Source organism: Rhodococcus sp. 14-2470-1b (assembly GCF_002259415.1).
In the GTDB taxonomy this organism is placed as follows: Bacteria; Actinomycetota; Actinomycetes; order Mycobacteriales; family Mycobacteriaceae; genus Rhodococcoides.
Genome location: NZ_NPFY01000004.1, coordinates 18800 through 32760, shown reverse-complemented (window position 1 = coordinate 32760; position 13961 = coordinate 18800). Strand labels below are relative to the sequence as shown.

Here is a 13961-nt window from a genome sequence, read left to right as displayed (position 1 = left end):
GGTAGACCGCTCTTGATTGTTCGGCACGCGAACACCGCGGTACCGAACATTCGATCGAGGGTGGGGAGGATTGCGCCACATGGTTGTCGATCCCGACCGCGGCCGGCCCCTCTCGATCACGGACGTTCGCAGGCTCGTCGCGTCCGTCGCGCACTCGGATGCCGATCGACACGCCTTCGTTTTCGACGGCGTGACCGTCCGATTCGGGCAGCTGGCCGACGCACTGGACCGACTGGACTCCAGCATGGGTGGTGTCCTGGGACCGGACGCACTGTTCGCGCTGGTCCTGGGAGATCTGCTTCCTGCGACTTTCCAGTCCGACGAAGGTGCGCTCGATCGCGTTCTCACCGAGCTCGCCGAGTCACTGTCCCCACTCGTCGCCGCCCCCGAAACCGAGGTCGTCCGGCATTCCGGCACGTTGCTCGACGAATTCGACGCTGTCGTGGAGAGCACACCGGACAGCCCTGCGGTGCGGTTTCGAGACCAGGTGTTGAGCTACGGAGAGCTGGATCGAAGGGCCGAGCAGGTGGCGCGTCACCTCATGTCGCTGGGTGCCGGGCCCGACCGAACCGTCGGCGTGGCCATGCATCGGTCGCTCGAGTTGATCGTGGCAATGTACGGAATCGTCAAGTCCGGCGCCGCCTATCTACCGTTGGACCCCGATCATCCTCGCGAGCGGCTCGACTACATCGTCGACGTCGCCGAGCCGGTACTGATCGTCACCGAGGACACCATCGCCCACGGACTTCCGTCCGCCGTGCCCGTCGTCGATGTTCGAACCCTCCTGTCCCACGGCTCCGACGTCCGCGACGGGGTCCTACCGGGCCCGGCGCCGGACGACCTGGCGTATGTGATCTTCACGTCCGGATCGACCGGTCGGCCCAAGGGCGTCGGGGTCTCGCACCGGGCAATCGCCGCGAACCTGCATTGGCGACAGCGCCTGTACCCGCTGAACACGCGGGACGTGGTCCTGCAGAAGACACCGTTCACCTTCGACGTGTCGGTCTGGGAGTTCTTCTGGCCGCTGCGAGTCGGTGCGACGCTCGTCGTCGCGGAGCCGGGTGGGCACACCGACCCCGAATACCTTGCGCAGACCGTCCGGTCCACCGACGTGACCGTCGCGCATTTCGTCCCGTCGATGCTGGCGGTGTTCGTCGATGTCGCCGACGCAGAGGATATTTCGAGTCTCAGATACGTCTTCGCGTCGGGCGAAGAGCTCGGTGCCGCCACCGCAGCACGGTTCGTATCGCTGTCGTCCGCCGAGCTGCACAATCTGTACGGACCGACCGAGGCCGCCGTCGACGTGACCGCGCACCACGTGACGGTGGCAGGAGACGGACCTGTACCCATCGGCGTTGCCGCCGACGACACCGAACTGTATGTACTCGACGGGGCACTCGGCCCCGTGCCTGCCGGAACCGTCGGTGAGTTGTACCTCGCGGGCATTCAACTGGCACGCGGATACGTCGGAAAACCGCCGCTCACCGCGGATCGGTTCGTGGCCAACCCATTCGAATCGGGTCGGCGCATGTACCGCACCGGGGACCTGGTCAAGTGGACCGACGGCGGGGTTCTGGTCTACCTCGGCCGCAGTGACTCACAGGTCAAACTTCATGGACTCCGGATCGAGCTCGGCGAAGTGGAAACCGTTCTGCAGCAGGATCCGTCCGTGCTTCAATGCGCGGTGATCGTGCGCGGCGAACGACTGGTCGGATACGTGGTGCCGACCAGATCGTCCGAATTCGATGGGGAGGCGGCGACGTCCAGGCTGAAGGCGGCGCTTCCGGGGTACATGGTGCCGAGTGCGTTGGTGGAACTTCCCGCTATGCCACTCGGCCCATCCGGCAAACTCGATCGACGCGGGCTTCCCGACCCCCCGGACGAACGCACTGCCTTCCGCGCACCGGAATCCGACACGGAAATCGGTGTCGCAGAGGAGTTCGAGGTGCTTCTCGGTGTATCCGGCGTCGGGCTGGACGACGACTTCTTCGCCCTCGGCGGGAACTCGTTGGCTGCGACGCGTGCGGTGTCCCGTATGAATTCTCGATTCGGGGTGCGCACCGCAGTGCGTGACTTCTTCGACAACGCGACCGTGGAACAGTGGGCGACGGTCGTCGAGTCCGCCGCCGGTTCCGGGCCCGACGGCACCGCCGTGCTCGGGCGTCTGCCGGTGACCTACCCCGTCCCGCTCTCGGCTGCCCAACAACGAATGTGGTTCTCGGCCAGGCTCGACAGCGAGTCCGCCGCCGAGAACATCGTGCTGGCGCTCGAACTGCGCGGGCCGCTGGATCCGACTGCTCTGACGGCAGCTGTCGGTGACGTGGTCGCTCGCCAGGCGGTACTGCGGACCACCTACCCGGAGGTCGACGGAACAGGCACCCAATCGGTAGCCGATCCAGGGCATGCCCCGATCGATCTGAGCGTCGTCGACGCGGATCCGTCGTCGGTGATGCGTCACCTGGAGCGCGCCGCCACGACGCCGTTCGACGTCACTGCCGCGCCGCCGTTCCGAGTCAGGTTACTGCGCACGGCATCCGAGCATCACGTCTTGATCTTCGTGGTCCACCACATCGCGGCCGACGGCTTTTCCATGCGCCCTCTCGTGTCGGATGTCACGGAAGCGTATGTCTCGCGCCTCGGTGGGCACGCGCCCGAGTGGGTACCGCTACCGGTGCAGTACACGGACTACACGGTGTGGCAGCGAGCGATGCTCGGGGCATCCGACGATCCGACGTCACTGGCGGCGGCTCAGGAGAGATTCTGGTCGACGACACTCGCCGGTGCGCCGGAGGAGACGATCGTCCCGACGGACAGGACGCGAGGGCCCGTTCGGTCGGGATCGGGTGGACGTAGATCAGGACGTCTCGATGCAGCCGTCCATCAGCGAATCGTCGAACTCGCCGGACGCCGGGGCGTCACTCCGTTCATGGTGGTGCACGCCTGCCTCGCAGTGTTGTTGGCGCGGATGTCCGGTCAACCGGATGTCGTCGTGGGTACACCGGTTGCCGGCCGCGGTGAGACCGATCTCGACGCAGTCGTCGGCATGTTCGTCAACACGCTGGTGCTGCGGACGCCGGTGGACTCGTCGGCGACCTTCGACGACGTGTTGGCCCGAGTACGCGAGGTGGACCTGTCCGCGTTCGCTCACGCGGACCTTCCGTTCGACCGTGTGGTGGAGATACTGGACCCACCTCGTGTCTCTGGACGTCACCCGTTGTTCCAGGTCTTGTTGACCTTCCAGGACGCAGGCCGCGCGACCGTACAGGCGTCCGGACTTGCGCTGTCGCCCGTCGAGGTCGCCGTCCATGCCGCCAGATTCGACCTCGAACTGGTCTTCTCCGAGAGCTACTCCAGCTCCGGTGACCCGAACGGCATCGAATTCTCCATCACGTACGCGCACGACATCTTCGATACGTCGACCGTCGACGCGCTGGCCGCGCGCGTTCGTCTTCTCCTCGACGTGGTGTCCGAGGATTCGACGGTGGTCGTCGGCGACATCGCTCTGATCGATGCCGCCGAGCGTCGCTGGTCGATCGACGAGATCAATTCGACCCATCACGAGTACGACGAGACGTCGACGTTGGTGTCGATGTACGCTGCGCGCGCGGCAGCGTCGCCCGACGCCGACGCTCTCACGTTCGACGATGTCACCCTGACCTACTGGGAGTTCGACGCACGTGTGAACACGCTTGCGCGCTACCTGATCTCGCGAGGCGTCGGTCCGGAAACGCGAGTCGCGGTCTCGATGCATCGCTCGTTCGAGCTGTTCGTGGCCATCTACGCGGTGCAGGCGGCCGGTGCTGCCTACGTCCCGATGGATCCGGACCAGCCTGGAGAGCGGCAGCGGCACATCGTCACGGCGTCGAACGCCGTGCTGGTGTTGTCGAGGAACGAGGACCGTGTCGGCGCGCCGATCTCGAACCAGGCGCCCGAAGCATCGAGTGTCCCGGTGGTGTCCGTGGACGAGATCGACCTGCGCGACTTCTCGCCCGGACCGCTGACCGACGCCGATCGTCTCGGTACGCTCACCGCTGCGAACACTGCCTACGTTCTCTTCACGTCGGGATCGACGGGTGTCCCCAAGGGGGTGTCGGTCGACCACGGCGCCATCGTGAATCGGCTCGTCTGGATGCAGGAACAATACGGGTTGACCCGAGAGGACGTCGTCCTCCACAAGACCCCGGTGACGTTCGACGTCTCGGTGTGGGAGTTGTTCTGGCCGTTGCACATCGGTGCTCGAACGGTGATCGCGCGTCCGCACGGCCACCGTGATCCGAATTACCTGGCCTCGCTTCTGTCGTCGGAGCGGATAACGGTCTTGCACTTCGTACCGTCGATGGCCGCCGTCTTCGCCTCCGATCGGGCACCGGTGGACCTCGCGCCGCGATGGGTGTTCTGTTCGGGAGAAGCGCTCCCGTCCGCAACGGCGTCGTCGCTGCGGACGGCACTGCCGGGTGCACGTGTGGTCAACCTGTACGGCCCTACGGAGGCTGCCGTCGACGTGACCCATCACGAGTTCTCCGACACCGACACCGGCGGCGTACCGATCGGACGTCCCGTGTTCAACACTCGTGTGCACGTGCTCGATTCGAGGTTGCACCCGGTCCCCGTGGGTGGGCGAGGGGAGTTGTACCTCGGCGGTGTGCAACTCGCGCGCGGATACTCGAACCGGCCGGACCTGACGGCCGACCGGTTCGTCGCCGACCCGTTCTCGATCGACGGAGCGAGGCTCTATCGCACGGGTGACGTCGTGCGTATGCGCTCCGACGGTGAACTGGAATACCTCGGACGCTCGGACTTCCAGGTCAAGCTGCGAGGGTTGCGCATCGAACTCGGAGAGATCGAGAACGTTCTCCTCCGTGACGGTTCGGTTCACCACGCTGTGGTGGATGTGCGAGGTGACAGGCTCGTTGCCTACGTCGTTCCCTCGCACGGGTCGACCGTGGACACCGAACGGCTGCGGGATGTGGCCGGACGGGCACTGCCCGAGTACATGGTTCCATCGGCGTTCCTCGTGATCGGTGAGCTCCCGCTCGGGCCGTCGGGCAAACTGAACAGGCGAGCGCTGCCGGAGCCGATGTTCGAACGAAAAGAGTTCTTCGAGCCGCGTACTCGCGCCGAGCATGTTGTCGCCGAGGTCTACGGCAACCTACTTCGTGTCGATCGAGTCGGACGTGACGACGACTTCTTCTCTCTCGGCGGCAACTCCCTTCTCGCCACTCAGGTGACCGCCCGAGTCGGTGCCGAACTCGACGTCGACCTCGATGTCCGTGCCGTGTTCGACGCACCCTCGGTGGCTGCCCTGGCAGCAGTGATCGATCGCAGCGTCGGGAAGAAGCGACGCGCACCCCTGACTGCGCGGACACGTCCGGAACGGATCCCGCTCTCCCTTGCGCAGCAACGAATGTGGTTCCTCGACCAGTTCGAACCGGACTCCGCCGCCTACAACATTCCGATCGTCGTCCGTCTCACCGGTGAGCTGAACGAAACCGCCCTCCGAACAGCCATCGACGATATCCGTGAACGCCACGAAACGCTACGCACCGTGTACCCCGACGTGGACGGCATCGGCCACCAACGCGTTCTGGGTATCGACGAGAGCCCGTTCGAGCTCGGTGTGGACACGTGCACCGAGAACGACGCGCTCGGACGCATTCGCGTGCTGGTGAACTCGAGTTTCGCGCTGTCCGAGGAACCGCCGTTCCGTGCCCATCTGTTCCGAGTCGGCGATACCGAAGGAATTCTCGCGGTCGTCGTCCACCACATCGCCGCCGACGGCTTCTCCATCGGTCCCCTCATGCGGGACATCGTGTACGCCTACGCGGCACGAGTCGGTGGGCGGACACCGATGTGGGAGCCGCTGAAGGTCCAGTACGCCGACTTCTCGGTGTGGCAACGTGAGGTCCTCGGTGAGGAGAACGACCCGGAATCTCTGGTCTGTACGCAGATCGACTACTGGAAGCGGCGTCTCGCAGGTAGCCCCGAGCAATTGGACCTTCCGACCGACCGTCCTCGCCCGGTGGCGCAGTCCGAGCGCGGCGCCGTGCACGGCTTCGCGATCGGTGGTGCATTGCATCGCGCCGTCGTCGGACTCGGTCTCGACGTGGGATGCACGCCGTTCATGGTCGTGCACGCCGCGTTCGCGATTCTGTTGGCACGTACCGCGGCAACGGAGGACGTCACGATCGGAACGCCGATCGCAGGCCGGGGTGAGCGTGCGCTGGACGATGTGATCGGCATGTTCGTCAACACGCTCGTGCTCAGATCCGAGATCCGTCCCTCGGACACCGTGAGGGACGTGCTCGCGTCGACGCGCGAATCCGACCTCGACGCGTTCGCGAACTCGGACCTTCCGTTCGAGCGGCTGGTGGAGATACTCGATCCGACGAGGTCGACGGCGAGACAACCTCTGTTTCAGGTGATGCTCGCGTTCCAGAATCTCGAACGCACGAGCGTCGAGCTCCCGGAGATCCGCGCCGCGGGCGTCGAACTGGAAACCGGGCTGTCGAAGTTCGATCTGTACCTGACCATGTCGGAGGATTTCGACCGTTCCGGCGAACCCGCAGGAATGTCGGCTCAGTTCCTCTACCTGACGGAGCTGTTCGACGACGACACCATCGCCGCAGCCGGACGGCGATTCGTCCGAATACTCGAGGCCATGGTCACCGATCGGTTCGCGGTCGTCGGTGACATCGACCTTCTCGACGACCACGAGGCGACGTCGGTTCTCACCGAATGGAACCGAACCTCGGTGGAGGCTCGCGAGGACATGCTCCTCGATCGATTCCACCGGGTGGCGGAGACGACTCCCGATTCGATCGCGATTCGCCACGGAAACCACGAGATCTCCTACGCACAGTTCTCCGATCAGGTGAAGGCGCTGTCTCGGACGCTGCAACACGCAGGTGTCGGACCGGAGACCACCGTCGGTGTGGCAGTGTCACGGTCTTTCGAGTCGGTCCTCGCGGTGTACGCCGTGCTCGACGCCGGCGGTGCCTACGTACCTATCGATCCGCAGCAACCGATCGAGCGCCTGCACTACGTTCTGGAGGCGTCCGAAGCCGCGGTCGTTCTCGTCGACGGTGCTGCGTCGAGCGTGGAGTTGTCGAAGGCGACAACCGGGGTCGTCACCGTCGACGTGCACGACATCGTCCAGGGCGAACCGACCACGATGGCGTCGGTCCATCGACACCGTCCGGACATCGCGGCGTACGTGATCTTCACGTCCGGGTCGACCGGCAGGCCGAAGGGTGTGGTGGTCAGCCACCGCGCCGTCGTCAATCGGCTGGACTGGATGCAGCAGTGCTATCCACTGGGCACCGACGATGTCGTGGTCCACAAGACTCCGCTGACGTTCGACGTGTCGGTGTGGGAGCTGTTCTGGCCGCTCGGGATCGGGGCGACGCTGGTGATCGCGGATGCGGACGGTCACCGCGACCCCACCTATCTTGCACGGCTGATCGAGACGCACTCCGTTACCGTCGCGCACTTCGTACCGTCGATGCTCGCGGTGTTCACCGCTCATCCGGACGCGCGGTCGGCGCGAAGGCTGCGGCGGATCTTCGCATCCGGAGAAGCGCTCCCCGCTGCCACAGTGCGTGCGACGTCGGAGATTCTCTCCGGAACCGACCTCGTCAACCTGTACGGACCCACCGAGGCCGCCGTCGATGTCACCCGGTACGACATCGTCGACTCCGCTGCGCCGACCGTACCCATCGGCCGGCCGGTCCCGAACACCCGTGTGTACGTGCTCGATTCGCGCTTGAACCCGGTATGGCCCGGTGTCGTAGGGGAGCTGTATCTGGCAGGGGTACAACTCGCCAGAGGCTATGCGACGAGACCGACACTGACTTCCGAGAGGTTCGTCGCCGACCCGTTCGATTCGACGGGCGGGCGACTCTATCGGACTGGAGATCTGGTGCGGTGGAACCCCGTCGGTGAACTCGACTACGTGGGCCGCAGCGATTTCCAGGTGAAACTTCGAGGCCAGCGCATCGAATGCGGTGAGGTCGAGGCTGCAGTGCTCACTCATCCCAACGCTCGCCAGGCCGTCGTGGTACTGCACACCGACGCAATCGTCGGTGACTCCTTGGTGGCGTACGTCGTACCCGAGGACGGGGCGAGCATCGACGCAGCGGACATCCGTGCGGCTACTGCGCGCTTCGTCCCCGACTACATGGTTCCGACGTCGATCGTCGTCGTCGACCGGCTGCCGGTCGGTCCGAACGGCAAGCTCGACCGTCGGGCGCTGCCCGCGCCTGCGGTCCAGGTGCGGACGCACAGGGCGCCGTCGACTCCCGTCGAGGAGATCGTCGCCTCGACCTACTCGGACATGCTCGGCGCACCCCGAGTGGGTCTGGACGACGATTTCTTCGCCCTGGGCGGGAACTCGCTGATCGCAACCCAGGTGGTGGCGCGGTTGGGTGCGGAGCTGTCCACCGATGTTCCCCTGCGGATGTTGTTCGACGCTCCGGGAGTCGAGGTCCTCGCGGGACGAATCGAGCGGGAGACCACGCGGTCGATCCGAGGCGTTCTGGCGCAGCGACCGAACGACGGCACCCCGGCCCCGCTGTCCCTACCGCAGCAGCGCATGTGGTTCCTCAACCGACTCGATCCTCGTTCGGCAGCCAACAACGTGCCTGCGCTGATCCGCATAACAGGGAACCTCGACGTCGCGGCTTTGGTCGAGGCCTTCCACGACGTCACGACTCGACACGAGATCCTCCGGACGCGCTACCCCGACGTCGACGGGATGGGCTTCCAGTTCGTCGAACCCCACCGTTCGGTTGCCCTACGCGTGGAGGACAGTGACTCGGCGTCGACTGCCGCGACGGTCCTCGAGATGGTGTCCCGTGGATTCGACGTGACCGAGACGGTGCCCGTACGTGCGGTCCTGCTTCGGGAGTCCGCAGACGAGCACGTCCTCGTCGTCGTCGCCCACCACATCTCCGTGGACGGGTTCTCGATAGGCCCGCTCACCCGTGACCTGGCGCGCGCGTACGCAGCCCGGGCGACCGGCAACGAACCTGCGTGGGATTCTCAGCCGCTGCAGTACGCGGACTTCGCTGTGTGGCAGCGCGATTTCGTCGGCTCCGAAGACGATCCCGAATCGCCCGCGTCGCGTCAGATCGACTACTGGGTCAAGCAGTTGTCCGAGGTACCGGTCGAGATCGAGTTGCCGCGCAGCAGTTCTCTCGCGGTGTCTCGGAACGCAGCCGAAGTACGGGCCGGTGCCGTCGTCGTGTCCATCGATCGGCCGACGCGAGATGCGGTGGCAACGTTCGCCAGAGGCGTCGGGGCAACTCCGTTCATGGTCATGCACGCCGCCCTCGCCGTGGTGTTGTCGCGAATGTCCGCGAACGAGGACATCACCGTCGGAACCGTTGTCGCGGGTCGGGGAGACAGCCGGCTCGACGAGATGATCGGGATGTTCGTCAACACTCTCGTTCTGCGCACCAAGGTCGATCCGGCCACGAACTTCGAGCAGTTCGTGGCCGACGTACGCGAAACCGATCTGTCCGCATTCGCCAACGCCGACGTGCCGTTCGAACGGATCGTGGATGTGACGGATCCGCACCGGGCCCGCGGCAGACACCCGCTCTTCCAGGTGATGTTCGTGTTCCAGAACCTCGCTCGGATCGAACTGGAGCTGCCCGACCTGACCATCAGCGGGGTGGAATTCGATTCCGTCGAAGCGAAATTCGATCTGCAGGTGACGGTGGCCGACGCCTACGACGCCGGTGACGTATCCGGTTGGGACGTCGAATTCGTGTACGCCGCAGAGGTACTGGATCGAGCGACGGTGCAGCGCATCGCCGACGCCTACGGGCGTGCTGCGGCTGCGCTCGTCGCACATGCACGTGCGCCGTTGGGTGACGTGACGCTGCTTCCGGCGGCGGAGCTCGAGCTCGCACTCGCCCACGAGTCGACAGACGACCTTGTTCCGTCCACTTTCTCCACGTTGGTCGACCGATTTCACGCCGTGGCCGAGGCAGCACCCGATCAGGTCGCGCTGCGTGACGGCGGTCGATCCTGGACTTACCGAGATGTCGCATCGAAAGTGAACGTGATCGCTCGCGAACTGATCGCGCTGGGTGCGCGCCCGGAATCCACGGTCGCTGTGTCGCTGCCCCGATCCGCGGATCTCGTGGTCGCGCTGCTCGCCGTGGTCACCTCGGGCGCCGCCTACCTCCCCATCGATCCGGATCACCCGGACGAGCGGGTTCGTTTCGTCCTCGACGATTGCGCCCCGGTCGCAGTCGTGTACCAGGGCGTCGATTCACGCTTCGCTGAACTGCCTGCCGTCGACATGGCCGATTTCGCTTCCAGCTCGCCCGAGGTGGATCGGTACTCCGAGGCGACCGTGACCGACGGAGATCGACATTCGTCGCTGCATCGCGGTTCGCTCGCATACGTCATCTACACGTCGGGATCGACGGGGCGGCCGAAAGGCGTGGGAGTCACCCATGACAACGTGCTGACCCTCTTCGAGAGGACGAGCGACGTCTTCGAGTTCGGAGCGACCGACGTATGGACGATGTTCCACTCGTTCGCATTCGATTTCTCCGTGTGGGAGATGTGGGGGGCCCTCCTTCACGGCGGCACGCTCGTCGTGGTCGACCACTACACCGCGCGTTCGCCCGAGGTGTTTCGGGAACTGCTCGCTTCCGAGCGCGTCACGGTTCTCAATCAGACGCCGTCGGCGTTTCAACGGCTGATCGACGTGGACACTCGGTCGTCGTCGACACTCGTTCTTCGGCACGTGTTGTTCGGGGGAGAAGCGCTCGAGCCGAGCCGTCTGCGCACCTGGTTCGACAGCCACGGTGATGGCGAAACGCGCGGTCCTTCACTGTTCAACCTGTACGGAATCACGGAGACGACGGTGCACGTCACCGTACGGCGAATCGCTGCGTCCGACGTCGAGTCCGGGTCGATCATCGGGCGGCCGATCACGGGCCTGTCCGTGCACGTGCTCGATCGGCGCCTGCATCCCGTGCCGGTAGGCGTCGAAGGCGAACTCTACGTGGGTGGCGCTCAGGTGACCCGCGGTTACCTGGATCGACCGGGCTTGACGGCCACGCGCTTCGTCGCAAACCCCTTCGGAGGCAACGGCGAACCTCTCTATCGCACCGGTGACCGTGTCCGGTGGGTGACCTCCGGGAATGCCGGCGAGCTCGAATTCTCGGGTCGAGCCGATCAACAGGTCAAGATTCGTGGTTTCCGCATCGAACTCGGTGAGGTGGAAGCAGCGACTGCGGCCCACCCGTCGGTAGCCGCAGCGGTTGCAGTCGTGCGGGACGATCCACCGCTCGGACCTCGGGTCGTCGCGTACCTCGTACCGGCGAACGGTGTGGCTCTCGACCTCGACCTGATCCGCCGAACCGTAGCAGAACGATTGCCCGACTACATGATTCCGTCCGGGTTCGTCGAACTCGACGACCTGCCCCTCACCGTCAACGGCAAGCTCGACCGGCGCGCGCTGCCTGCACCGACCGTCGTCGAAACGTCGTTCCGCGCCCCGTCCACTGCTGTCGAAGAAGCAGTGGCGGAGGCGTTCTCGGCCGTTCTCGGGCACGACCGGGTCGGCGCGGACGACGACTTCTTCGCGCTGGGCGGGAACTCGTTGGTCGCGACCCAGGTCACCGCCCGACTGGGCGCGGCTCTCGACACCGAGGTGGACCTACGGGCACTGTTCGAAGCACCCACGGTGTCGGCTCTCGCGGCGAGGATCGCGTCCCACGTCGGAACGGGCAGGCGTCGAACACTGGTCTCACTCGGCCGACCAGACACGCTCCCGCTCTCCCCAGCGCAGCAACGCATGTGGCTGCTCGCTCGACTCGACCCGACGTCCACGGACTACAACATCGCGTTCGCGCTGCGAGCGACCGGCACCTTCGACGTCGACGTGCTGCATCAGGCCGCACACGACGTCGTCGGTCGCCACGAGACCCTGCGAACGTATTATCCCGACATCGACGGCGTCGGCACCCAGGTCGTTCTTTCGCGTGCGGACGCAGCAATCGACTTCGTGGTCGAACAGGCCTCCGGTGACGACGTCGTCGATCGTGTCGGCGAGATTCTCGCGACCCCGTTCGACGTCACCGTGTCGGTCCCGGTGCTCCTGCGTGTTCTCGAGGTGACGCCCACCGAGCACGTCATGGTGTTCGTCACCCACCACGTCGCGGCGGACGGTTTCTCGATGGCACCGCTGACACGTGACCTGCTGATCGCGTACAACGCGCGCACCCACGGCATGGAGCCGTCGTGGACACCGCTCGACGTCCAGTACGCGGACTACGCGCTGTGGCAGCTCGAAACGCTGGGCTCGACCGACGACCCGGACTCGCCGGTGTCACGGCAGGAGTCGTACTGGCGAGCCACACTGGACGGACTTGCCGAGCAGCGGGGTGTGCCCGTCGACCGAGCACGGGGCGTGGACGCCGGTCGAATCGGTGCTGGGTACGACTTCGTCGTCGACGCGGACTTGCGGTCGGCCCTCGACACGCTGGCTCGCCGGCATGGCGTCACGCTGTTCATGACGCTGCACGCTGCCCTCGCCGTTGCATTGGCCAGACTGTCCGGTGATGCCGACATCGCCGTGGGAACGCCAGTTGCCGGACGCGGTGACTCTGCCCTCGACGACATGGTGGGAATGTTCGTCAACACCGTGGTGCTGCGAACACCGGTCGACGGATCCGAGACCATCGGTGAAATGCTTGCCCTGGTCCGCGAGACCGACCTGGATGCGTTCTCGCATGCCGACGTACCGTTCGATCGCATCGTCGACATCCTCGACCCCCCGCGATCGAGGTCTCGATCGCCGTTCTTCCAGGTGCTGCTCGCGCTACAGAATCACGCCACCACTGTTCTCGAACTTCCGGATCTGGCCGTGTCCGCACTCGAGGCAAAAGAACACGTCGCGAAATACGACCTTCAGTTCGTGTTCTCGGATGCTGTTGCGTCCGATGGGCGAGTCGAATCCACATGCTCGTTGATCTACGCGACCGACCTGTACGACGAGGCCACGGTGGTCCACGTCGCCGAGGTGTTGCTGTCGGTCCTGCATTCGTTTGCGCTCGACGACGATGCCGTCGTCGGCGACATCGAGATCACCCGGCCCGTGCCACCGTCACCCGAGCCCCGTGATGCCTACTCGGCCCCGGCCGCCCAGCGCACGATGGTGGCGATATTCGACGCGTCGGTCGAAGCGGAACCGGGTGCGCCGATGATCGTCGACAGAGACGTCGAGCAGTCCTACGTCAAGACTTCGAACTACGTCGCGCAGCTGGCCCGCTTGCTGATGTCCGAGGGCGTCGGCCGGGGGACACCGGTGACGATCCAGCTGCCGTTCACCGAGCAGGGCATCTGCGCCGTACTCGCTGTCTGGGCCGCCGGAGGTGCTGTGTCCCTCGACGCTGGTGAAATCGCGGTCGGTGTAGGTTCCTCGGATCCGTCCGGCTCGGCGCTCACCTGGATCTCCATCGACGACTCGAATCTGTCCGGCCGATCGACGCGGCCGATCGACCGGGGCGTACGAGGCTTCGGCATCGAGTCCGACGACACGGCCGTCGTCTCCGCCGGGGAAGTGGTCACGCACGGTCGGCTGGCGCAGTCGGCATCGTCGTCAGGGCATACCTTCGGCGTCGATCACGAGGCACGGGTACTGACTGTCGACCACGAGGCACGCCTGTGGACTGTCGATCCGGGGGAGAGCCTGACGGCTGCTGTCGATCGACGACACGTTCTCGGGGACCGCGACGTCCTGACGGTGGCCGTCGCAGCCGCGACCGGGGCTGCGATCGTCGTGGACGACGGGACTGCCCAGGTGCGCGACCTCATCGACGACACTTGGGCAACCCACGTCGTTCATGGCAGTGGGGCCGGCGTGGACCTCAGCGGGACGGATGTCGTCGACGTGGTCATCGACGACCCGTGGTCGCAGTAGCGGAGGTCAGGACTGC

The 13961-nt window shown here is 65.5% G+C and carries 1 protein-coding gene; it reads left to right on the top strand.

Annotated features, from left to right (window positions below):
• The first annotated feature begins 79 nt into the window (after positions 1-79).
• Positions 80-13945: a non-ribosomal peptide synthetase gene (locus tag CH293_RS01750; RefSeq protein WP_094719164.1), complete on the top strand. Its 13866-nt coding sequence runs from the start codon at positions 80-82 to the stop codon at positions 13943-13945.
• Positions 13946-13961: the final 16 nt, after the last annotated feature.